This window comes from Candidatus Amarobacter glycogenicus, assembly GCF_016704105.1.
Classification (GTDB): domain Bacteria; phylum Chloroflexota; class Dehalococcoidia; order Tepidiformales; family Tepidiformaceae; genus Amarobacter; species Amarobacter glycogenicus.
Window position 1 is genome coordinate 828060 of the sequence record NZ_JADJAT010000001.1, and the last position, 21736, is coordinate 849795.

Here is a 21736-nt window from a genome sequence, read left to right on the forward strand (position 1 = left end):
GGAGGGAGTGAGCGGTCTCAAGGACCGCAGTAGCCGAGCGCGTCGTTTGCCGTCGGGTGTCACCGTCATCGAAGCGATCTGCCAACTGCGGCGCGAACTGGGAGCCGGGCCATCGGACGTTGAAGATGGCGGCATCGACGGTGCTGGGGGCTGTCAGTCCCGACCAGACGGAAGCGCTTGGGCGCATTCCGAAGGTGGAGGACGGAGATCGACCCTGGTTCAAAGAGACGGGGCAAGAAGCGTCCGGGGCCACCGGGGGCACGATTTCATCCACGTCGCGGTTGAGACACAGCCGGTTTGCTTACGCCGAGTCACGCCAGACGAGAAGCTACCACCGCTGGTTTTGAGCGCATGGTCTCGCGAACGGGGATCAGCGTGGACGGTGCCACCGACAAGCGAAATGCTAAGACTTCGTCCAGGTCGCCGACCACACCGAATCCAACGAAGAAGACCAGGCCCTTTCGTCCGCAAACCAACGGCAAAGCCGAGGCCTTCATCAAGACGCTCCAACGGGAGTGGGCTTATCAGCGCCCGTACATCTCCAATGCCCAGCGCACCGAAGCCCTCGAAACCTTCATCGCCGACTACAATTACGCCCGACCGCACACCAGCATCGGTAACCTCCCACCAGCCTCACGGCTGTAGACAACGGTCGTGGGAACTACATCTAGACCTTGAAACCGCTCGCTTCTTTGAGCTTGCGAGCAGCGGTAACGATGCCCTTCTCCTCGGCGGTGAGTGCTTCATAGTCCTTCAGGACTTCGTGCTTCAACGGGAAAATGTGGATCGCGTCCCAGCCGCAGACATCCTCACAGAGGCGGCAACCGGTGCACTTCTTTTCATCGACGGTGCTGCAACCGAAGAAATCGTCGATGCGTTCCGAATGCTGAAGGCTGAGCGCGTCGAACGGGCAGATGTTGATACAGAGCTCGCAGCCCGAGCCGATACACTTCTCTTCGATGACGACAGCCTTCGGCCACTCGTTTTTCTTCACGGAGCGGCAAACGTCGCCAATCGTCGTGAGGATTGCCTCCGGCGGGCAGACGATGCCGCACGCGCCGCAATCGATGCAGAGCGTCGGGTCGATGACGTGGAGTTGGTTGCGCTCGCCGGTGATGGCGTTGGTGGGGCAGCGCTTGGTGCACGCCGTGCAACCGATGCAGGTTTCGACGATCGAATAGGCCAAGTGAAACCCCTCACAAGGGTCGGTGTGTGTCCAGTCTAGTCACTTCCGGCCCCCCGTTCCACTCAACAGCTCCCGGATGAGCGCCTCCGCGTGGCCATCGAACGGGAACTGCCGCCTGCGGACCATGCGGAGCGCGTGGAGGATGCCAAGATGTGCCAGGCGCTTCGCTTCATCGTCGTAAGCCATGGAGACGCTGCGCTGGGCGAACACGTCCTGGTCGCGGATGTAGTGCTGAAACCCTGGAAGCACCACCACGTCCAGGTCCATGTCGACGAAGGAAACGGTGTCGCCGCGCCACTGGCCGGGAAGAGCTGCATCGCACTTGGCGTCGAGGAACTCTCCGGCTGCCGAAAACGCGAAGATCACGGTTAGGGGTGTTTCGAGCCCGACGTAGTGGATCAGGTGAACTGGCGGGCCGTCGTCCGCGACCGGACCAGAAGGCAGCTTGGTGTCTCGTTCCGGGTCGTGGTGAACAACCACCCACCCTGCGGGAGCGCCGGGTATTTCCACCCCGGGCCACGAGTACTTCAGAGAGCCGTCGAACTTGAGCTTTTGGACAACGAGACGCGCGCCCATCAGGTCTACGCCTTCTTGGCTCCCCAACTCTCCCAGTACGTCACATCCTCGACTGGCTTGCGGAATCCGGAGCCGAACTTCCCTTTGGGCCAGCCGAGAGGGATGAGAGCGGCCGTCTCAACCGACTCCGGGATGCCAAGCAGTTCGCGGATCTGTTTCTGATAGCCACGATGGACGGTCGTGAGCGCGGTGCCCAGGCCAAGGGCGCGGGCCGCAAGCATGAGGTTCTGGACGGCCGGGTAAATGCTCGAGCCAGAAGTGATATCGCCGTTGCCGGTCAGCGAGCAGGCGAAAATGAGGACCGGCGCTTCGTGCATGTGTTCTGCGAGATAGGTTGCGCTCTTCATGACGCGATCGTTGCTGGCTTTTTCATCGGCCGGCAGGTTCGCCCCGGCGCCGTACCCGGAAGCCGTCATCCGCGACCAGCCCTCGTGGTACCAGGCCTGGATCTTCTTCTTCTTCTCGGGTTCCGTGACAACGACCCAACGCCAGCCCTGGCGATTGCCGCCGCTGGGTGCGCGGGTCGCGGCCCAGATGACCTTCTTGACGTACTCCTCGGGGACGGGGTCCGCTTTCAAACGTCGCATGGCTCGCTGGGTGCCGATCACTTCGAAGAAGTCGCTTTCGACTGCAGTTGGTTCGGGCATGGGGAGTCTCCTCGGGGGATCTTGTGCGTGCGATGGTAACCGATGGGCGTCACGGCGTTCAGAATGGCAGGCTGCGCGGCGACCGGGATGCCCGCTCCTGCCGTCATCCGGCCGCCGTCCAAACCGCCTGAACTGACACCGAGCGACGGTTGCCTATAATCCCCGCCATGCCAGATCTGCCCCTCTCTGGAATCCGTGTTTGCGACCTCACGTGGATCATCGCCGGGCCGACGGCGACACGCGTGCTCGCCGATTTCGGCGCCGACGTGATCCGAGTGGAACACCAGCAGGCGATCGATCCGATCCGGGTCGGCCGGCCGATCAACGGGGAACGCACGACACTCAACAACTCCGGGTTCTTCAACTACTTCAACCGCAACAAGCGCAGCATGCTGCTGAACGTCCGCCACCCGCTGGGGATGGAGTTGCTGCACCGGCTAATCGCGATTTCGGACGTAGTCATCGAGAACTTCTCAAGCGGCGTCCTCGATTCGTGGGAGCTTTCGTACGAAGCGCAGAAGACGATAAACCCGGGGGTCATCTACTGCTCTATCTCGGGCTTTGGGCACTCGGGCCGCGACAAGCACTTCACGACCTGGGGCCCGACGGCACAGGCCCTGAGCGGACTCACGCTGATGTCGGGCCTACCGGGCGAGCCACCGGCGGGTTGGGGCTACAGCTACATGGACCACACGGCAGGTTACTACGGGGCGATCGCCATACTGATGGCGTTGCACCACCGGAACCGCACAGGCGAGGGGCAGCACATCGATATCTCCCAGGTCGAGGCAGGCATGGTGCTCACCGGGCCGGCCATCCTCGACTACACGGTCAACGGGCGGAGCTTCCGGAGGCCGGGGATGCCGCCAGGCAACCATGCCTGGGAACCGGCGATTGCCCCGCACAACACGTACCCGTGCGCGGGCGAGGACCGATGGATCGCTATCGCCGTGCGGAACGACGCCGAATGGCTGGCGATGGTCCGTGCGATGGGCGAGCCCGCGTGGGCGAACGATGGGCGATTCTCCACCAACGCATCGAGGCTCGCGCACCAGGATGAGCTCGATGCCGGGATCGCGGTCTGGACTTCTACGCGTGACGAGTACAGGTTGATGCACCTCCTCCAGGCCGCGGGCGTGCCGGCCGGGGTCTGCCAATCGCCCGGGGACCGCGTCGAGAAGGATGAACAATTCCGGGCTCGCGACTGGTGGGCGGCTATGCCGCACGCCGAGATGGGCGAAGCGAGCGAGTTCGACGGGGTCACTCCCCGGCTATCGCACACTCCGGGCACCAACCGGACTGCCAGCCCCCTCCTCGGCGCGCACACCCACGAGGTGACGACCGACCTGCTCGGGCTTTCGAACGAGGAGTTTGCCGAGTACGAAGCGATGGGGGTGTTCATGTGAGCGGGCCGCTGACCGGCCTGAGGGTCATCGATTACACCGGCCCACTCGGACAGCTCGCCGGGAAGCTGCTTGCCGACATGGGCGCGGACGTTGTCGCCATCGAGCCGCCCGCCGGATCCCCCGCCCGTGCCGTGGGGCCGTTCGTCGACGACGTGCCAGGCCCAGACCGTTCCTTGAACTACTGGTACCACAATACGAACAAGAGGTCGGTCATTGTGGACCTGACGGCGGCGGAGGGCGTTGCCGCGTGGAAATCGCTCGTTGCGAAGGCCGACATCGTCATTGAAGACTGCGCACCAGGTGAGCTCGATACCGTGGGGCTCGGTCACGCCTCCTTACGACCCGTGATCGACTCCCTGATCTGGTGCTCAATCACGCCGTTCGGACAGACCGGGCCATGGGCCAGCTACCAGGCAACGGACATGGTGGGGCTCGCCCTCGGTGGCCCGATGATGATGAACGGCTATGACGCGGAAGACGTCCCCGGCGCCCCCCCGATTCGGGGCCACGGCGACCAGGGCTATAACACGGCCTGTCACTACGCCGTCCAGGGCATCCTCGCCGCGCTGCTCTATCGTGACAAGACGGGGCAGGGCCAGCACGTGGACGCTTCAATGCACGAGGCGTGCAGCAGCACCACCGAGGTAGGCCTTCCCTACTGGTTCACCCAGCGAAAGAACGTGATCCGGCAGACCGGCCGGCACGCCGCTGCCCAGCGCACGGAGCCGTGGTTGCATATGGCGGCGGACGGACGCCACGCGCTGATCTTCGGTGTGGGTCGCGACAACGCTAGCTGGAAACGGATCAAAGAGTGGTTCCAGGCCGATGGCTTCGGCAAACAACTCGATGAGCCGCGGTTCGATGAACCGGCAGCCCGCCAGCCGGGCCGAGGTTCGCCCGAAGCAGCCGAAGTGATGAGCGAACTCTCGCGGTTCATCGCCGCGCACAGTGCCGACGAAGTGTACCGGGGCGGGCAAGAGCGCCGGCAGTCATGGGGTGTGGTTCGGGCTCCTTCGGAAGCGCTGGGCGACCCGCACTGGGAGGATCGGGGATTCTGGACGGAAGTGTCCGGCGAGGGCCGGGACGCACCAGTCCGTATGCCGGGGGCACCGTACGCCTTCAGCGCGACGCCCTGGGAGCTGCGCCGGCCCGCACCGAAGCTCGGCGAGCACACAGCGGAAGTGCTGGCTGAGTGGCTGACCTGAGTCGCGGACGATTCTGCCGGGCGTCAAGCACTATCGAGAATCCTGATGGGCGTTCTTACGTGAATCTTCGATCCAGGGGGCTGACTCAGCGCCCGCGCAGGACTATCTTCGTGGTGTCGAAACATGCACTTCATGACGCTGACATCCCCGTGTCACGCAGGCGCATGAGGATCTGGCAGGGGTGAAATCCAGATGGCAGTCGCAACGCGTCTACCCGTCAACGCATCGGTGTACGAACTCATTCGCACAGGGCATGGCTCCATCAAGAGCCTGACGAAGGTCGGCCTTTCCCTGGATGACCTCGACCTGCGCGTGCGAGAGGCTGCGCACCGCACCGGGCTCCCGATCGAGATGCTGACAGAAAAGCTCGAATCCTGAGTCCTGACGCGGTTGCATCGCCCGGCCAGACCGGAGCGATACCGCTCTACGGAATGGTAACCACCTGGCCCAGCTTGAGGTTGGTGCAGTTGGCATCGACCGAGCTGTTCGCGGCGAGGAACGCCTGGAGCGAGACGCCGTTCGCTGCGGCGATGGCGCTGCAGGTATCGCCGGCAGCCACCGTGTAGGTCTTGCCGCCGCCGGTAGTCCCAGGTTTGGTCGTTGGGTTCCCGGTGAGCGACCCCCCGCGCGTTGGCGTCGCGGACGGCGCCGGGGCAGGAATCTTGATCTTGTCGCCGATCTTGAGGGCGTCGCAATTCATGTTCCGGTTCGCCTTCTGCAGTTCTTCCAGGCTGATCTTGTTGGCAGCAGCGATGGTCGAACAGAAGTCCCCCGCCTTGATCGTGTACTCGGAAGCGGGAGCCGTTGTCGGGGAGGTGACCGGCGTGATCGCACCGCTACTGCCGCCGGTGAGGATGACTTCGTTACCCTGGATCTTGTACAGCGTCGGGTTCTGGATGGGCGTCGAACTCGGCACCCGCGCCGGGTCGGTGATGCGCTCGCCGGGCTTCTCCGAATCCCCACCGCCGCCGCACGCGGCGAGGAGGCTAACGAGCGCCAGCGCGGAACCGAGCAACGAGACGGGTAGAACGCGGGTCATCGATTTCATGCTAGGCACGCCATCATCCTCGGGCAACCTGAGCCAGGAGGTCCTTCAGGACGGCCAGGGCGACATCGCCCACCTGATCGAGCATCGTGACGGAGATGTCGCCAGACACATCGAGCGGCGAGTGGATGGTCGAGAAGTCCCCCGAGGTGAAGAACACCGTTGGGACGCCGGCGTCGATGAAGCTCTGGTGGTCGCTCCCTGAGTTCGCGGGCAACTGCGACGGGACGGTCGGGATGCCCAGCGAGATGCCCGTCGCGACTGCAGCGCGGGCGATCTGACCGTCGCCGATGACCTCCACGGACTCACCAATGCCGGTGACATCCAGGTTGATCGCATAACGTGGGAGTTTGCCCTCCTTCTGCCAGCGAGAGACCAGCGCCTTGCTCCCGTAGAGGCCCGACTCTTCCGCACCGAAAGCGGCGAAGCAGACACCCTCGTCCAGGCCGTCGACGGCCGCCGCGCGGGCAAGTTCGATGACATTCGCCACCCCACTGGCGTTATCGTTCGCCCCCGGCGCGCCGGGGACCGAATCGAAGTGGCCGCCGACCAGGACTTTGCATTCGCTCGCCGTCGTGGGCCTGGCAATCACGTTCAGTGCCACCGTCAGCCCCGTCGTCGGGGGGGCGCTGATCGCGACTGTACGACCGGCCCTGGCGGCGTCAACGATCGCGGCGCCGTCTTCCTGTGAGACGCTGACCACAGGGAAAGAGGCCAAGGTGGTCAGGTTTCCGCTGAAAGGGCCCGGGCGGTTGTTGACGAGAATCAGCCCGACCGCGCCTGCATCTCTGGCGTTGGTGTACTTGTCGAAGAAGTTGAGCGTCCCGCGGTCGGCGACAGCCACCTTGCCCTTCAAGTCCTTGCCGGATACGCCGGCAGCGTCGGCGAGGCCCACGTAGACAGCAGACGCCTGGACCTGGCCACCCGGGCTCCCGGCGAGGGTCAGGGCTTCGGACGGCTGGCCGTCGAGGCGGACCTCTCCAGCTCGGAACCGATCACCTTCAAACTCGAAACTCATCACCTCAGTGGTGTAGCCATACGAGCGGAAGAGGCCGGAAATGTACTCGGCGGCACGCGCCTCTGCCGGTGACCCTGAGACGCGGGGTCCTTTGGCGAGCTCCTGGAGAATCGACAGGGCGCGCGATCCGTCGTGCCCGGCGGGGCCCGACGCCGACCCGGTCGGTCCAGAAGTCCCTGGCGTCGCCGCCGGCGTGAGGGCCGGCCCGTCCGTTGGCCGGGCATCGGCGGGGGCGGTCGGTACGATTGGTGCCGCGGCTTCGGGCGACGCTTCGCCGCTCATCGCCCGAACGGCAATCGCGCCGATGGCGACGGCCATCAGCGCAAGCGAGACACAAAGGACGGCAAGAGATGTAGGGCGCATTCAGGGGAGGGTACGTGCCGGTGTGGTTAACCGCGCGGAAACCGGCTACTTTCGTCTGAACCGATCCTTGATGCCGCCATCGCCCGACCGGTCGTTGATATACCGGTCGCGCCAGAAAGTGCCCTGGGCGCGAGCGGTGGCCGGGGTGGCACGATCGGACTTCTTGAACGACCAGAAGAACGCTCCGATGAAGACAACCACGCCGGCGAAGGCAACCCAGATAGCCGGAGACCAGACTCCGGAAGCGATCAGGCCGCCGAACACCATCCCTGCGCCGGCAAACAGCAAGGTTGTGGGGTTGAGTTTCGCGAACGGATTCGGCCCGGCGGTACGCATCCGCTGGGCGCGCGCTTTCTGTGCGCGCTTCTGCGTGAGCGAAATCGGCGAACGGGTGGTTCCTTTTCCGTCGGCGGGGAGGTCGTCGTCCAGCTTGGCGAGGATCTCCTCGATTTCGCGTTCGAACTTGTCGGGCATTGCCATCACACCGTAGGCGATTCTCATGGGCTCGTCGAGAGCGGAGCCTTACCTCTGTTAACGGCTGTGCGACGGTCCGAGGACAGTCGCTGTGGACTGGCCGTGTGAGGCCGCTAGAATTCGCGCCGCAACCAGTTGCGCCGGAGGCCGGAAAATGTCCCAAGAAGAGGTCATTGTCGAGGGGAGCCCAACGTACATCGTCGCCCTGTGCGACGACCTGGATGACCGTCTCGATCGGGCCAACTACACGTACACATCGGCACGCAGACCGCCGCTCCCGCGTGCGCGTCCATTCCTCGTCGGCAACGCTACGCTCACTCCGCTTTTCGACCGGGTCCTGGGGCCGAACCACCTCATCAAGGGCCGCTACGAGCCCGGGACGGTTTCGGCGCTGCACACCCACGATGCGGACCAGTACCTGATCGTCACTGCGGGTTCCGGGGAGGTGCGCGACCGGGAACGGACCTACGATCTGAAACCCGGGATGGTGGTCTGGATTCCCGCGAATACGGCACACATCCATGCCGCAACGCGGAACGAGCCCCTCGAGTTCATCTTCATCACGGCCACGGGCCATACGAGCGACATCGTCGAATAACACCGCGGCCCGGCCGCGAGAAGGAAGCACACATGTTCAAGGGAGTCGATCACGTCGTTATCGCGGTTAAGGACCTGGATGCGGCGGTCGGAAGGTACGAGACAATCTATGGCGCAAGCGTGAGCGATCGCAGCGAAGCCCCAGCGGCGGGTATGGCGATGGCCTTCTTCCGCTTTGGCGACTCGTACATCGAGCTCGTCTCGGCGACCGGTGACCAGGGACCTATCGCCAAGCGGCTCGCGGAACAGGGCGAAGGTGTGCATCTCGTCGCGATGAAAGTCGACAGCATCGATGCGACCCTGACCAGGCTCCGCGATGCGGGCATCCGACTGGTTGGCGACCCGGGCGCCGGCAACCCGGTGAAGGGGCAGGTGTTCATCCACCCGTCGGTGACCGGCGGAGTACTCACCCAAATCGTCGAGCGGTAACCGCGTCGGGCCTCGTAACGCAGGCGACACACGACAAGGACACAATCGTGCCCGCGATGCATGTGCGCCCAGCGGCCAAGGCCGACTTGCCGGCGATCAACGCCATCTACAACTTCTACGTCGAGACGTCGCCGGCAACGTTCGACATCGAGCCAATGACCGGGCGATGGCGACAAGACTGGTTCGAGGCCCGGAAGGCGAGCGGGTTGCCGGTGCTTGTCGCCGATTCAGGCGTTGGGGTGGCCGGCTGGTGCTGCCTCTCGCCCTGGAGCTCCAAAGGGGCATACCGGACAACGGCCGATGAATCGATCTATGTCGCGGACGACCAACGCGGACGCGGCGTGGGTAAGGCGCTCCTGGCGGCTGTGCTCGGCGAGGCGCGTGCGCTCGGACTCGAGGTGGTGATGGCGGGGGTCGTCGGCTGCCAGGAAGCAAGCCTCGCCCTCCACCAGTCGATGGGGTTCGTCGAGGCGGGACGCTACCGTCACATGGGCTTCAAGCTGGGCGAATGGCACGACGTGCACTGGCACCAGCGGCACCTCTGGGAGTGACATTCATCCGGTGTACCGGGCACTAAGCGCATACGCGTATTGTTGGCCTCCGCGAACCCCGAGGAGGTGCGGCGTATGGCTTTAGCGGACCTTTGTTTTCTCGATGCCGTGGAGATGGCCCGGCTCCTGGCGCGGCGTGAGATTTCGGCGCGCGAACTGGTGGCGGCGCACCTGACCCAGATAGAGCGGGTGAATCCCAGGGTCAACGCCATCGTGACCCTGACGGCCGAGCAGGCCATGGCGGATGCTGCCGTGGCCGACGGCCTGACGGCGTTGGGGCAGACCGGAGGGCTGCTGCACGGGCTACCGGTGGCGCACAAGGACCTGCACGAGACGAAGGGCGTTCGCACGACCTACGGGTCTCCAATCTTCGCGGACTTCGTGCCGGACTTCGATAGCGTTGCTGTGCGCCGACTGAAGGCGGCGGGGGCAATCAGCCTGGGGAAGACGAATACGCCAGAGTTCGGGCTGGGCTCGCAAACCTTCAACCCGGTGTTCGGCGCGACGCGGAACCCGTACGACCTGACAAAGACCTGCGGGGGGAGCTCCGGCGGTGCGGCGGTGGCGCTGGCCTGTGGCATGGTGCCGATCGCTGACGGTTCGGACATGGGCGGGTCGCTGCGGAATCCGGCGAACTTCTGCAATGTGGTCGGCTTCCGCTGTTCGCCCGGACGGATGCCGGGCCCCGCCGGTTCGTGGGCGACGCTGAGCGTGGACGGACCGATGGCGCGGACCGTTGGGGATGTCGCGTTGCTGCTGGCAGCGATGGCGGGCCTAGATCCGGCTTCGCCGATCAGCATCAGCGAGCCGGGCGAACGATTCCTCGCGCCGCTCGACCGGGACTTCCGGGGAACGCGAATCGCCTGGAGCAGCGACTTCGGCGGCCTGCCAGTCGACGCCCGTGTGAAGGCTGTGCTGGAGTCGCGGCGGGGAGTGTTCGCAGACATCGGGTGCCGGGTGGAAGAGGCCTGCCCAGATCTCTCAGACGCCTACGAGGCGTTCCAGACGCTCCGCGCCGCAGGCCTCGCCGAGACGCGCGGACCATTGCTCGCGGCACACCGCGGCGAGATGAAGGAAGCTGCGGTCTGGAACATCGAGAAAGGGCTGGCCCTGTCGGGAGCCGAGATCGGGCGGGCAAACCGGCTGCGGGCGCAACTGTTCCAGACGATGAAGACGTTCATGGACCGCTACGAATTCCTGGTGGTGCCGGTGAACCAGGTGCCACCGTTCCCTGTGGAGATGGAGTATCCGACCGAGATCGCCGGCGTTCCCATGGAGACCTACATCGACTGGATGAAGTCGTGCTACTTCATCACGATCACGGGACACCCTGCGATTTCCGTGCCGTGCGGGTTCACGCCGGACGGCCTGCCGGTCGGTGTCCAGATCATTGGGCGCTATCGGAACGAGTTCGGGGTGCTACAGCTGGCGAAAGCGTTCGAGTCGGCGACCGGGGTCGGCCGGCGGAAGCCGCACGCCGTGGATTGAACGACGTGGATTGGCTGGTCGACTAACGAGAGAGCTTGGCAATCGCATCGACCAACGACTGCGTTCCATCCGCCCCACGGCCCTCCGCCTGGATCGACTGGAAGAGTTGCGAGACGAGTGCCGTGCCGGGAAGCGGGGTGTGCGTTTGGCCGGCAGCATCGAGGACGAGGCGCAGGTCCTTTTGCATGAGGTCCACCATGAATCCTGGGGCATAGTCGCCCTTGACAGCACGCGGAGCGAGATTCGAAAGCATCCACGACGCGGCAGCACCGGCGCTGACGACCTCGAGCATCTTCGCCGGATCGACACCACAGCGGCGCGCCAGATTTACGGCTTCGGCGGCGGCGAGCAGGTTGAGGCCACCGGCCACCTGATTGCAAAGCTTCACGACCTGGCCGGCGCCAATCGGGCCGACGTGGACTACCGTTCTTCCCATGGCATGGAGGAGCGGCAGACAACGCTCGAAGACCGAGGCCTCGCCACCGACCATGATGGCAAGCGTGCCTGCGATTGCGCCGACGTCGCCGCCTGAGACCGGCGCATCCAGCATGCCGACTCGTCGTACGGCGAGTTCGTGGGAGACTTTGCGGGCGGTCTCTGGCGAGATCGTCGAACAATCGACATAGATGGAGCCCGGTTGCGCACCGTGGATGACGCCTTCAGGGCCGAGGGCGACCTCCTCCACATCTCCCGAGTTCGTGACACAGCTAAAGGTGACCTCGGATGCGGCAGCGACCGCAGACGGCGAGTGTGCCGCGCGAGCGCCTGCATCGAGGAGGGGTTGCGTCCGCGAAGGGCTCCGGTTCCAAACCGTGACTTCGAACCCTGCTTTGATCAGATTGGCCGCCATCGGCGCGCCCATAATGCCGAGACCGATGAATCCGGCCCGCGTAACAGCCATCGCAGCCCCCCAACGAACGTAGCGGTGCCGGGAAGGATAGGCGCTCCGAGCCGGTGCCCGCTAGGTGAGAGGTGCATCCCAGGGCAGCGTTTGGCGCTGGGGCTGGAGAATTGTCTTCAGCACTCCGTCCGCGACAACGGCGAGGATGTCGTAACCGGCATAGAGCGTCGGGTCCATTCCTCGGAGTGCCCAGGAGAGTTTTTCCTCCTGGGCGTAAGTGGAAGCGCCGAGGACCACCAGCGCGCGCGCGTCGGCAGGCAGACGGAGATTCGATTCGGCGTCCTTCAAGAGGCGTCGCAGGTTCCGGCGCAACGACGCACTCCAGTCCTCATCCTCGCGGGCAGGCGTACCGAGGACACAAGATTGGCCAGCACCGAGGTCGTTGGCGCTCCAGGCGTCGGTCGCCTGGATTGGCTGGCTTTCGTCGGCCTCGGGCTGGCCCGCCGAGAGGACGATCCGCTCGGCCAATTCGTCCCGCTCCTCCTGTGACGCGGGAAGGCGGAGAAGCTCCCCAGAATTGAGCTGGAAGGTACCAGGGACACGGTTGGTAAATTGGGCCCAATGAGCGGCGAGGCCGCCGAGTACCGTGATGACTGAACCGGTGTTGCCAACACGCCTCAGGTGGAGTGTCACGGGGCGCCTGAGTTCGAGGCGGCCATCGTCCAGGGGACGCGCACTTTCGAGGAAGAGGACGAATCGACTCAGTCCAGGCTCCACGGCAGGAATGGCTGCGCCGCGCGGAGCCCAGACAGCGAGCGAACGGCCTTCCAGATCGAGGCGGCGTTCAACGGCAGCACGAGCGGCTTCCCACTCGACGGTCGCATCGGCGGCGAGCGTATTCAGGACCGAGACGGAGAGCCGCCACTGGCGTCCGACTGTCACGTTCGCCGAGAGCCGGGCTCCATCCGACTGGGCGTCGGTAACGGAGGTGCTGCGTGCGTAGTGAGCGCCGAACCAGCTGAGGAAGAGCCGCAACCCGGCCTCCCCGATGTCGGCCGGGTAAAGAGGTTCGGGCATCTGTCTGGCTAGTGGGCGGCGACGCGAATGCGGGGCGCGTTCACCGTGGCGATGACCACTGCAGGGTCTGTAAGGACCTCCACATCGCCGGGTACTGCGATGTCGCCGACGGTAAGCGAGACATCGAAGCTATTGAGGACGCCGAGGTCGACCGTGATGGCATCGGGGATGTCGAGCGGCTTGCAGCGCACCGCGATGACATCGAGGCCGGGCAGCAGCGTGCCGGCGAGATCGCGGACGGCGGGGGCTTCGCCGGTAAGACGAAGCGGGACATTCGCCTGAATGGGAATGTTCGGGTCGACCTGGAAGAAGTCGACATGGATCGGGTCGCCGGTTCCGCCCTTCCGTGCGAGCCCGCGAAGGATGACGTAACGGGGAGACGATTCACCTTCGACGGAGAGCTGGATCATCGCGCGGAGGCCCGCGGACTTGATGGTGCGGGCGAACTCTCGGGCATCGATGTCGACGGCCTGGGAGTTGATGCCGCGTCCGTAGACGTTCGCGGGAAGTCGGCCGTTACGGCGGAGCTGGGCGACTTTCTTGCCGAGCACCGTGCGCGGCGCAGCCTGGATCACAACACGTTCAGCCATGAGAAAAGGTCCTCCGCGCCACGCTCAATACGTAGCGCAACGTTTCCAATCTAGCTGGCATGCCGCCACGGTCAAGTCGGCGGCGGTGTACCGGGGCACGAAAGAGCCGCCCGGAGGCGGCCCTGTCTCAACCGGGGAGGCGGAAGCTCAGGCGGGCTTGAGTGCCGCGACCTTCGTCCGGGCTTCGTCCTTTTCGCTGTACCAGAGGACGTTGATTTCCTTGAATGCTGACTGGTCGCCGGGCACGTCGTCCTCAGCGAAGATCGCGGTCACCGGGCAGGCCGGTTCGCAAGCGCCACAGTCGATGCATTCATCAGGGTTGATGTAGAGCATGCGGTCCTTGCCTTCATCGAAATGAATGCAGTCGACCGGACACACTTCAACGCAGGCCTGATCCTGGACATCGATACACGGGGTGGTGATGACGTAGGTCATGGGTGGGGGGCTCCTCTTCTCCCAGGGCTTCGTAAGGGCCGCTCAGGTCCCCACATCGTACTATCGGCTCTCGCGAGTGTGAAGTTTGGCGTGGGATGCAGATTGCTGGGATGACAGCTAGGCGTCCGGCGCCGCATCGCGGACGGCGACCGGCTTGCCGGAGCGGAGGTCGACGGCGTGGAAGCGCCCGGCCTTAATCTCGTCGATCAGTTCGCGCTCATCGTGGATCTCTCGCTCGAAGTAGGTGGCGCACTTGCCAACGTCACTGATGGCATGGGAGTCGGTGCCACCGGTGCCCTTCAGACCCATGAGTTCGCAGAGGCGTCGCGAGAACTCGTTCTCCTTGTCGCTTCCGCGGCCGTTGATCTCTTCGAGACCCTGGACGTAGGGGTAGGCCGGATTGCGCGAAGCCTTTTCGAGCGCGTTGCGGTATTCCTCTTCGTTCCGGCTGAACCATGGCATCTGCCGGCGGTAGGGGTGGGCGGCGACCATCGCCCCGTTCGACTTGTCGACGTAGCTGGCGAGTTCGCGCGCGCGGTGCATGCCGAAGACGTACTTATCTATGCCGAAGGCAAGGATGTGGCCATCGTCGGTGCTGATCTCCACGCCGGCGAGGACCAGGAAGTTGTGCTTCGCTCGAAGCTCTTCGACGGACTTGTAGTCCCAAACCGTGTCGTGCTCGGTGAAAACGATGGCATCAAGGCCCGCGGTCTTTGCACGGGTGATCAGGTCGTCGGGATTGAGGACGCTGTCGTGCGAGCGGGGCCAAGTGTGGCTGTGTAGGTCGATGAGCATGGCGGAAGGTTGGTAACTATAGGCACGGTTGGAACGAGGCGGCAACGCATCGGTGGGAAGCGATGTGGGCGGGACCGTCCCGGAAGCCTGCCGAGGCGCTAATGCGGCGTTCATCTTCGCCGGCGATAGTCGCGCCATGGAAACGCAGAACGGGACCTGTGAACACCGCTGGCGCTACTTCGTGAACGTGCAAGCTCGTGCGATACGCGTGCGGGAGTGTGAGCGTTGCGGCAAACGCGCCATCATCCCGACCCAGCTCGAGCCGCTGCCGCGTCCAAAGCCAGAAAGGTTGACCGCCTGAGCCGGTCGCAAGGCCGAGGCGTCAGGCTCTCCGCCGCGCCACCAGGTCAAGACGGGCCTGGCGCTGGTTTGGCTCCTTGGTCTTGAAGTTCGGCTGGTAGTCGCTCTTTCGGCCCTGGACCTGGGCGGCATGTTGCCGATCGTGGCGGTAGAAGGATCGGACCCACTGGAGGACGGTGAGCTGGCCGAACACCGGGCTGACCGCCGTCCGCTCGAAGTCGTCGAGGCGGATGGCATCGATGATGCCCTCCGTGTAGAGGCGCTCGCGGATCAGGGCATCGACCAGGTCTTCGACCGTGTGCAAGTTCGCAGACTCGATGGGAATCTCGACGGGCGAAGGGGCGGTGCCGGCCAGGTCCGGGTTCTCTTCGTGAAGCGCGCGAAGCACCCACGCATCGTAGGCGCGCTCCATTTCCCAGAGGTGGGCGAGCTGCTCGAGGGCGGTCCATTGCTCTTCACCTTCCGCATCGACTGGAACTCGCAGGGAGTCTTCGCGGGAGAGGCTAAGCGCGGCGGCAATCAACTCGGCTCGCTGGGTTCCCATCTTGGACTTCAGTTCATCGACCTGTTCGCGAGTCGCCATTGCGTGGACCTCCTGTGATGCGGGTCGCGAGCCGTTTGAGCCCGACATAGATTCCGTATGGGATGGCGGCGAGGAGTGCGACCGTAACCAGGAAGGCTTCGTACCCGTTGCCGAAGAGGAAGTCGACCATCGTGCCGTGATGGTAGCGGAACCGGGAGGCGTTTGTTCACACCCAGGAGCCACCACTCCGGTCTTGAGTCCCTCGCTTCCCGATAGCAGCGGACGTGCCACGATTAGGCAGATGGCGTTCCGGAAGCTCCTCGGTGGCGGCAGCGGCCCGCGGTTCGCTGCGGACTGGCTCGTCGTGGGCCTCGGCAATCCCGGCGAGCAATACGCGCGGACGAGGCACAACGTCGGGTTCTGGGTGATCAACACGCTTGCCAAGCGAGCGAAGACGCAGCCCAAATCGACCGGAAGCCTCATGCACATCGGCGTGGGCGAGCTGGCGGGAGAGCGAGCCGCGCTCGTGAAGCCGAAGACGTTCATGAACCTCAGCGGCAAGGCAGTCGCGCAGGCTTTGCAGTGGACGGGCTGCGACATCCAGCACACGATCGTCCTGTACGACGAACTTGACCTCGGCGCCGGCGCCCTGCGCATCCGCGCGGGAGGCGGCCATGGCGGCCACAACGGACTGAAGAGCATCGGGCAGGCGGCCAGCCTGGAGTTCGTGCGGATCCGGATCGGGATCGGGCGGCCGCAGGCGAATGGCGAACCGACCTGGGACCCGGAGCATGTTTCGGCGTGGGTCCTTGGGGTGCCACACGGGGACGACAAGAAGGTGCTCGATGAGGCTGTGGAGATCGCGGCCGATGCGGTCGAGTGCATCATGACCGAGGGCGTCGAGGCGGCCGGCAGCCGTTACAACCGAAAGTAGTTCAACAAGAAGCGACCCCCGGAGTCAGTCCGGATGACGCGCGTTGCGAACCGGGCCTATGAGTACGAGGACGAGCGTGATGAGCAGGAAACCCGCGCCGATGGCGGAAAGGAACATCCAATCGTTCGAGGCCTGGTCGGTCGCTGCATCGGCGTCGGCCGCGCTGTTCCCGGCGGCGGGCGGGTACGGCCCGCCGAGAGGTGCTAGCCGCGCCATTGCCCATTCGTAGCGCTCACCGGACGGTTCGTCGCCGAGGAAGAGGACTTGCAGCCTATTCGCCTGCCACGGATAGCGCGGGGTGAAACCGATGACTATGTACTTGCCCCGCGGATCCTCATCGAATGCGCCGCAAGCACCGCCAGCGCCGGACCAGGTGATTCGGTCGGGCGCCTGGTATTCGCCGGTGTCTTTGCCATTCCCGTAGCTGGCGAAGTCCACCATCTCCACCTTCCCGGGAGCCGACCCCTTGAAGACGCGATCCACGCGCAGATCGAGTTCGATCGGCAGATAGACTGGGGCACCATCAAATGGCGATGGGATCTCCGACGGCTGCCAGGAAAGGATTCGCCCGCCCACGATGACCTCTGCATCGCGGACAACGTCGCAGTCGGGGCAGCTGCAGGCATGTGCAACGGGCGCTTCTTCGAAGACCGGCAGGGCGGCCGAGAATCCCGCTGTGACGAGGACGAGAGAAAGAACAGTTCCGCGCATGTGCTTCCAGACGCACCCGGCGCCGGAATGGTTCCCGGAGCCGGACAGCCTCCGCCGGGACGCCCTGGCACTGCCGCTCGGTGGGGCTGGAGGTGTCTCCTGTGCGCCGCTATTTTTTCGGTGTCTTGAAGACACCTGAAGTAACCTCCTCAGATTCAAAGGGTGAGGTGTCTTGCGGGTTACCTCAAAGTTCCTTGAGGGTGAGTCCAGGGCTTCCCATTCGGGGCGGAATGGCCGACCGAACGCAGTCATCCCGAGGGACTGGCCGACGGCCAAGGCGACGGAAGTGGCCAGTTCGAAAGAGTGCGTCATTTCACTACCGTGCTGGAGGGCCCGGGGAGCGAGAACGGGCGAATGTCAGCCGGTGAATCCACTTCCCCGGAAAACAAAGGCGCGTGGCTCAGGTAGCCAGCGACGCGAGCAGCTCCGCGGTGGCTTCGTTCCTCTTTCCGGAAGCGTCCTCGAAGCGCTCGACGTCCAGCAGCTTCGAGACGACCCCCGGGGGAAAGAGACCTTCCGGGTCGCCGCCGGGGAGCTGGGTGCGATGCGCGGCGATCGATGCGCGCTTCGTCTCCCGCACCGCCCGGATGTCGACTTCGTAGTGAAAGCTGTCGGACCCGATAGCTTCAGCGGGCGGGTCTGGCGGCTCGCCGAGCATGTGGCGGCACTTCTCCCACTGGGGCAGGAAGAGGCCACGGGGGAAGACGGGGTAGAGCAGCGTGCCGCCGCGGGAAGCGGGCCCGGCCGACCATGCGCCGGTCACCCAGCGATGGACCGCGAGGTGGTCCGGGTGCCCGTAGGCGCCATCGTGTCCGAGCGTGACCACGATCTCCGAAGCGAACCGGTCGATCAACCCGGAGATGGCTGATGGTCCCAGCGCGACGGCGCTCACGGCGCCATCCGGCATGTGAAGGAACGCGGGTGGTTTCGCACCAAGGAGTGAACAGGAGCGCCGCAGCTCGGCTTCACGCACCGCACCGACAGCTTCGCGTCCCCCGGGACCGCCGTCGTGACGCTTGCCCTTCTCGCCGGAAGACACGCAAACAACCTGGCATTCCCATCCCGCCTTCGCCGCGAGCGCGAGGGTCCCCGCGAAGCTGTATGACTCATCGTCCGGGTGGGGGATGAAGGCGAGGAGGCGGGCCATGCTGCAATCGTACGGGAGGCGCCGAACCGGGAGGGGGACAGCCTCTCCGGCGAGTGGTAGATTTCACGCGTTTGTCCTTCCTCGGAGGGACTCCAGCCACAAACAGGAAGGTGAACAGACATGGCCGGAAGGCTCGAAGGAAAAGTCGCGATTGTGACCGGCGCCGGACGCGGTATCGGCCGGGGCGAAGCGCTCGCGCTCGCGCAGGAAGGCGCCCGGGTCATCGTCAACGACTTCGGCGGCAGCACCGCGGGCGACGGCGGCGACGCGTCACCGGCCGATGAGGTTGTCAGCGAGATCAAGAAGATGGGCGGCGAAGCCCTCCCGAACTACGGGAACGTGGTCTCCATGGCCGACGGCGAAGCCGTCGTCAAACAAGCGATGGACACCTGGGGCCGCCTCGACATCCTGGTGAACAACGCCGGGATCCTGCGCGACCGCATCATCTTCAACATGAGCGAGGCGGAGTGGGACGCAGTCATCGCTGTGCACCTGAAGGGCCATTTCACGATCACCCGGTTCGCATCGATCGTCATGCGCCAGCAGCGCGGCGGCCGCATCATCAACACGTCTTCGGAATCAGGCCTCGGGAACCTTGGCCAGGCGAACTACTCGGCGGCGAAGGAAGGCATCACCGGTCTCACGCGCACGCTCGCCCTCGACCTGGGCAAGTACGGGGTGACCGCCAACGCGCTTCGTCCGCGGGCCGCGACGCGGCTGACGCTGAGCCCGGAAATGGAAGCGGCCCGCATCCGACGGCAGCAGATGGCAGCCCAGGGCGGCGCGGTGACCACGAACGCGGCTGAGAGCTCGGCAGAGCAGGCACTCGGGGGCATCTCGGCAATGGCGCCGGAACTGATCGCGCCACTGGTGGTCTATCTCAGCACCGACGCAGCGGCGAACATCAACGGTCGCGACTTCATCATCGGTGGCGACGAGATCAGCATCATGAGCCTGCCGACACGCGAGCGGACGATCTACAAGCAGGGCGGCTGGGATATCGACTCGCTGGAGAAGGTGTTCCAGAGCACGCTCGGCGCGGGCGTGAAGAACCCGAAGCCGGCGGAGAACGGGTAATCCCCGCTCACCCAGGACCAGCTTCGCGAAGGGCGCCCCGGATGCGGGGCGCCCTTCGCTTGTTGGCGATGGTCAGTGGAACTCGACGACGGCGAAGCCTCTGACGCTGGGTTGGCCTTCCTGGTTGATGATGGCAAGCTCGAGGTCGGCACGGCGCTTGCCGCCCTCTTCGTAGACTCGGGCGACACGGCCGGCGATGTCGATGGGGCTGTTCGTCGGATCCGGGCGGCGGTGGGCGGCGCGCACCTGCCGGACCCAGCCTGCGCCGCCGAGCCACTCATCGACCGCGCGGTAGAGGAGCCCCACCTTGAGCGGGCCCGGGACGATAGTGCCCGGCAGGCCAGCGGCGCGCGCCGCATCGGCATCGTAGAAGAACACCGGGAAGGTCCACTGCAGCGCGCAGAAGCGGATGACCATGCCCAGCGACGGCTGGATGTGGAGGAGAGGCAGCTCGTCGCCTTCGCGGATGGACGAGGAATCGACTGTCATCCAGCACCCTCTTCCGAGCGGGCGTCGCGCACGTCGTATTGCGTCATGGTGATGCCGCCGCGGGCGACCACTGCGCCGGTGGGATCGCGATACACGCTCTCGGTGCGGAAGTCGATGCTGTAGCCGAAGCGGCCGCCGAAGCGCTCGGTGATATCGACGATGCGAGAGGACGCGGTGAGGGTCTCGCCCATGCGGAGGGGGCGTTCGAACTCCCACTGGTTGGCGATCAAGAGGCTGTTGGGCATGAGGTCCGGAATGCGGGAGGTGCCGCCGTTCTCCGTCTCGAGGGCCGCAATGGCGTACCCGGATACGGGTTCGCCGGGTGCGGGCGTCTCGGCGGGGACACGGCCGGTGTAGACCTCGACGGCATGACGCCAGCCGCGCGGGGTGACCTGGACGGTGCCGGCGGGCGTCTCGCTGCCGATCAGCGCGCGCACTTCATCGGTGAGGAGGGATTGTTCGGGCACGAGGACGAGGGTAGCGAGGTGAGTCGACAATCGCCACCAGCCAATCAACAATCGAAGGCGTGATCTACCTGGACTATGCCGCGACATCGCCGCTGCGAGCAGAAGCTCGGGAGGCGATGCTGCCGTTCCTCGATGGGCGGTTCGGGAACCCCAGCGGGCTGTACGCCATCGGGCGGGACGCGCAGGCGGCGGTGGATGGGGCGCGGCAGACGGTCGCCGAGTGCCTTGGCGCTCGACCAGCGGAGATCCTGTTCACGAGCGGGGGCACCGAAAGCATCAACACGGCGACGCTCGGCATCGCCTATGCGATGAGCCGGGCAGGCGCGGGGAACCACATCATCACGACGGCCGTGGAGCATCATGCCGGGTTGCATGTGGCCCAGCAGCTGGAGGAACTCGGCTTCGAGGTCACGACCCTGGGGTGCGACGGGAGCGGTCGAGTGAGCGTGGACGAGTTCCGCCGCGCGCTCCGGCCGGGCACGGTGCTGGCGAGCGTGATGCTGGCGAACAACGAGGTCGGGACGGTGCAGCCGATCGCCGAGATCGCGGCAGTCCTGCGGGACTTCGCGAACGAGGCAGGCCATCGAGTCGCCCTGCACACAGACGCTGTGCAGGCACCCGCCTGGTTGGAGATCGACGTGCAAGCGCTGGGGGTGGACGCCCTGAGCCTTTCGGCGCACAAGTTCGGCGGCCCAAAAGGGAGCGGCGTCCTGTATTTGAAGCGTGCGACCCCGTTCCGTCCGCTGCTCCACGGCGGCGGACAGGAGATGCAGAAGCGGGCCGGCACGGAGAACGTCGCCGGTATCGCTGGGACGGCGGCGGCACTGGCCGTGGCGAGCAGCGGCATCGCGGAGCGCAGTGCGCGGGTCCGGGGACTGCGGGAGAGGCTGCGAGACGGGATCCTGGCGAGGGTACCCGGATCGCAGGTGAACGGCTGCCAGACGAACTGTGTGCCGAACAACCTGAACATCTCCTTCGACGGCATCGAGAGCGATGTGCTCGTGCGGCTGCTGGACGAGCGGGGGATCGCTGTCAGTTCGGGGAGCGCATGTTCGAACTCGACATGGGAGCCGAGCCACGTCCTGATGGCGATGGGTGTGCCGATCCGGCGGGCGGTGGGCAGCATCCGGTTCTCGCTGGGCGAGGGGACGACCGGGGCCGAGATCGACGAGGTACTCGCAGTGCTGCCGGTCGAAGTCGGCGCGGCGCGGGTGGAGAGCTCGCTCCCGGTCGGGGGCTGAGGAAGGGACGGAACCCCTTCCGAGCGCAGGACCGTCACGAGGGGGACAGCGGCCCGGAGGGAGTTCGCAGACCGGGTTGGCGCCTGGCGGTTGGAATCGACACCGCCGCGCCGAAGCCGCGATA

Annotated in this window: 29 protein-coding genes; 12 read left to right on the forward strand and 17 right to left on the reverse strand. The window is 65.3% G+C overall.

The genetic code is table 11. The features are described 5' to 3' along the window. Positions 1 to 351: 351 nt before the first annotated feature. Positions 352 to 645, forward strand: a complete 294-nt coding sequence (locus IPG14_RS04190) for an integrase core domain-containing protein (RefSeq protein WP_343390976.1) — start codon at positions 352 to 354, stop codon at positions 643 to 645. A 22-nt stretch (positions 646 to 667) separates the two neighbouring features. Here the strand turns inward: IPG14_RS04190 and IPG14_RS04195 are convergent, their stop codons facing one another. The 3 genes from IPG14_RS04195 to IPG14_RS04205 are packed head-to-tail and all read right to left on the reverse strand — an operon-like array spanning position 668 to position 2409. Continuing rightward, positions 668 to 1186 (reverse strand): 4Fe-4S binding protein, encoded by a 519-nt coding sequence (locus IPG14_RS04195; RefSeq protein ID WP_343385315.1) that lies wholly within the window; start codon positions 1184 to 1186, stop codon positions 668 to 670. A 39-nt stretch (positions 1187 to 1225) separates the two neighbouring features. Further along, complete coding sequence (locus IPG14_RS04200; protein WP_343385316.1) at positions 1226 to 1762, reverse strand: DUF402 domain-containing protein; 537 nt, start codon at positions 1760 to 1762, stop codon at positions 1226 to 1228. Between the two features lie 5 nt (positions 1763 to 1767). Continuing rightward, positions 1768 to 2409: a nitroreductase family protein gene (locus IPG14_RS04205; RefSeq protein WP_343385317.1), complete on the reverse strand. Its 642-nt coding sequence runs from the start codon at positions 2407 to 2409 to the stop codon at positions 1768 to 1770. Between the two features lie 167 nt (positions 2410 to 2576). Here IPG14_RS04205 and IPG14_RS04210 point away from each other — a divergent pair, with 167 nt between their 5' ends. From IPG14_RS04210 to IPG14_RS04220, 3 genes are all read left to right on the forward strand, one after another. Beyond that, positions 2577 to 3815 carry a CoA transferase gene (locus IPG14_RS04210; RefSeq protein WP_343390977.1) on the forward strand — a complete coding sequence of 413 codons (1239 nt, stop codon included), beginning with the start codon at positions 2577 to 2579 and terminating at the stop codon, positions 3813 to 3815. Then, entirely contained in the window at positions 3812 to 5020 is a 1209-nt protein-coding gene (locus tag IPG14_RS04215) for a CoA transferase (protein WP_343390978.1), read from the forward strand. The genes IPG14_RS04210 and IPG14_RS04215 overlap by 4 nt, the downstream gene beginning before the upstream one ends. A 192-nt stretch (positions 5021 to 5212) precedes the next feature. Continuing rightward, a complete protein-coding gene (locus IPG14_RS04220) occupies positions 5213 to 5398 on the forward strand; it encodes a hypothetical protein (protein ID WP_343385320.1) in 186 nt (61 codons plus the stop codon). A gap of 46 nt (positions 5399 to 5444) precedes the next feature. Here IPG14_RS04220 and IPG14_RS04225 read toward each other — a convergent pair whose 3' ends face one another. From IPG14_RS04225 to IPG14_RS04235, 3 genes are read right to left on the reverse strand one after another with little or no spacing between them, the layout of a single operon-like run. After that, positions 5445 to 6059 carry a LysM domain-containing protein gene (locus IPG14_RS04225; protein WP_343390979.1) on the reverse strand — a complete coding sequence of 205 codons (615 nt, stop codon included), beginning with the start codon at positions 6057 to 6059 and terminating at the stop codon, positions 5445 to 5447. A 22-nt stretch (positions 6060 to 6081) separates the two neighbouring features. Then, positions 6082 to 7446, reverse strand: a complete 1365-nt coding sequence (locus IPG14_RS04230; protein WP_343390980.1) for a M28 family metallopeptidase — start codon at positions 7444 to 7446, stop codon at positions 6082 to 6084. 45 nt (positions 7447 to 7491) lie between these two features. Continuing rightward, positions 7492 to 7920 carry a hypothetical protein gene (locus IPG14_RS04235; RefSeq protein ID WP_343385323.1) on the reverse strand — a complete coding sequence of 143 codons (429 nt, stop codon included), beginning with the start codon at positions 7918 to 7920 and terminating at the stop codon, positions 7492 to 7494. Between the two features lie 154 nt (positions 7921 to 8074). Between IPG14_RS04235 and IPG14_RS04240 the strand changes: the two genes are divergently transcribed. The 4 genes from IPG14_RS04240 (at position 8075) to IPG14_RS04255 (ending at position 10985) form a co-directional block, all read left to right on the forward strand. Continuing rightward, complete coding sequence (locus tag IPG14_RS04240; protein WP_343385324.1) at positions 8075 to 8518, forward strand: cupin domain-containing protein; 444 nt, start codon at positions 8075 to 8077, stop codon at positions 8516 to 8518. Positions 8519 to 8550: 32 nt separating this feature from the next. Then, on the forward strand, positions 8551 to 8946 hold the full coding sequence (locus IPG14_RS04245; RefSeq protein WP_343385325.1) for a VOC family protein: 396 nt from the start codon (positions 8551 to 8553) through the stop codon (positions 8944 to 8946). Positions 8947 to 9002: 56 nt separating this feature from the next. Then, positions 9003 to 9497, forward strand: coding sequence for an N-acetyltransferase family protein (locus IPG14_RS04250; RefSeq protein ID WP_343385326.1), 495 nt, complete (start codon positions 9003 to 9005; stop codon positions 9495 to 9497). Between the two features lie 75 nt (positions 9498 to 9572). Then, positions 9573 to 10985: an amidase gene (locus tag IPG14_RS04255; RefSeq protein ID WP_343390981.1), complete on the forward strand. Its 1413-nt coding sequence runs from the start codon at positions 9573 to 9575 to the stop codon at positions 10983 to 10985. A gap of 22 nt (positions 10986 to 11007) precedes the next feature. Here IPG14_RS04255 and IPG14_RS04260 read toward each other — a convergent pair whose 3' ends face one another. The 5 genes from IPG14_RS04260 to IPG14_RS04280 form a co-directional block, all read right to left on the reverse strand. Continuing rightward, complete coding sequence (locus IPG14_RS04260) at positions 11008 to 11886, reverse strand: NAD(P)-dependent oxidoreductase (protein WP_343388225.1); 879 nt, start codon at positions 11884 to 11886, stop codon at positions 11008 to 11010. A 60-nt stretch (positions 11887 to 11946) separates the two neighbouring features. Continuing rightward, positions 11947 to 12903 (reverse strand): hypothetical protein, encoded by a 957-nt coding sequence (locus IPG14_RS04265; protein ID WP_343390982.1) that lies wholly within the window; start codon positions 12901 to 12903, stop codon positions 11947 to 11949. 8 nt (positions 12904 to 12911) lie between these two features. Then, on the reverse strand, positions 12912 to 13493 hold the full coding sequence (locus IPG14_RS04270; protein WP_343385330.1) for a 50S ribosomal protein L25: 582 nt from the start codon (positions 13491 to 13493) through the stop codon (positions 12912 to 12914). Between the two features lie 147 nt (positions 13494 to 13640). After that, entirely contained in the window at positions 13641 to 13928 is a 288-nt protein-coding gene (locus tag IPG14_RS04275) for a ferredoxin family protein (RefSeq protein ID WP_343385331.1), read from the reverse strand. A gap of 117 nt (positions 13929 to 14045) precedes the next feature. After that, a complete protein-coding gene (locus tag IPG14_RS04280; RefSeq protein ID WP_343385332.1) occupies positions 14046 to 14723 on the reverse strand; it encodes a PHP domain-containing protein in 678 nt (225 codons plus the stop codon). A gap of 136 nt (positions 14724 to 14859) precedes the next feature. Here IPG14_RS04280 and IPG14_RS04285 point away from each other — a divergent pair, with 136 nt between their 5' ends. Continuing rightward, positions 14860 to 15024, forward strand: a complete 165-nt coding sequence (locus tag IPG14_RS04285; RefSeq protein ID WP_343385333.1) for a hypothetical protein — start codon at positions 14860 to 14862, stop codon at positions 15022 to 15024. A 21-nt stretch (positions 15025 to 15045) separates the two neighbouring features. On the opposite strand, the gene IPG14_RS04290 is transcribed toward IPG14_RS04285, so the two are convergent. Together IPG14_RS04290 and IPG14_RS04295 are read right to left on the reverse strand one after the other, a co-directional pair. Continuing rightward, complete coding sequence (locus tag IPG14_RS04290; protein WP_343390983.1) at positions 15046 to 15606, reverse strand: DinB family protein; 561 nt, start codon at positions 15604 to 15606, stop codon at positions 15046 to 15048. After that, a complete protein-coding gene (locus IPG14_RS04295) occupies positions 15581 to 15736 on the reverse strand; it encodes a hypothetical protein (protein ID WP_343385335.1) in 156 nt (51 codons plus the stop codon). Before IPG14_RS04295 ends, IPG14_RS04290 begins: the two co-directional genes overlap by 26 nt. A 111-nt stretch (positions 15737 to 15847) precedes the next feature. Between IPG14_RS04295 and pth the strand changes: the two genes are divergently transcribed. Beyond that, a complete protein-coding gene (gene pth / locus IPG14_RS04300) occupies positions 15848 to 16480 on the forward strand; it encodes an aminoacyl-tRNA hydrolase (protein WP_343390984.1) in 633 nt (210 codons plus the stop codon). A 24-nt stretch (positions 16481 to 16504) separates the two neighbouring features. Here pth and IPG14_RS04305 read toward each other — a convergent pair whose 3' ends face one another. After that, positions 16505 to 17191 (reverse strand): hypothetical protein, encoded by a 687-nt coding sequence (locus IPG14_RS04305; RefSeq protein WP_343390985.1) that lies wholly within the window; start codon positions 17189 to 17191, stop codon positions 16505 to 16507. Positions 17192 to 17591: 400 nt separating this feature from the next. Next, positions 17592 to 18338 carry a PIG-L deacetylase family protein gene (locus IPG14_RS04310; RefSeq protein WP_343390986.1) on the reverse strand — a complete coding sequence of 249 codons (747 nt, stop codon included), beginning with the start codon at positions 18336 to 18338 and terminating at the stop codon, positions 17592 to 17594. Between the two features lie 120 nt (positions 18339 to 18458). Between IPG14_RS04310 and IPG14_RS04315 the strand changes: the two genes are divergently transcribed. Then, on the forward strand, positions 18459 to 19415 hold the full coding sequence (locus tag IPG14_RS04315; RefSeq protein ID WP_343385339.1) for an SDR family NAD(P)-dependent oxidoreductase: 957 nt from the start codon (positions 18459 to 18461) through the stop codon (positions 19413 to 19415). A gap of 72 nt (positions 19416 to 19487) precedes the next feature. Here the strand turns inward: IPG14_RS04315 and IPG14_RS04320 are convergent, their stop codons facing one another. Next, positions 19488 to 19904, reverse strand: coding sequence for a hypothetical protein (locus tag IPG14_RS04320; RefSeq protein ID WP_343388233.1), 417 nt, complete (start codon positions 19902 to 19904; stop codon positions 19488 to 19490). After that, positions 19901 to 20371 (reverse strand): hypothetical protein, encoded by a 471-nt coding sequence (locus IPG14_RS04325; RefSeq protein WP_343390987.1) that lies wholly within the window; start codon positions 20369 to 20371, stop codon positions 19901 to 19903. The genes IPG14_RS04320 and IPG14_RS04325 overlap by 4 nt, the downstream gene beginning before the upstream one ends. 59 nt (positions 20372 to 20430) lie before the next feature. Between IPG14_RS04325 and IPG14_RS04330 the strand changes: the two genes are divergently transcribed. Then, complete coding sequence (locus tag IPG14_RS04330; RefSeq protein ID WP_343390988.1) at positions 20431 to 21612, forward strand: cysteine desulfurase family protein; 1182 nt, start codon at positions 20431 to 20433, stop codon at positions 21610 to 21612. The last annotated feature ends 124 nt before the right edge of the window (positions 21613 to 21736 follow it).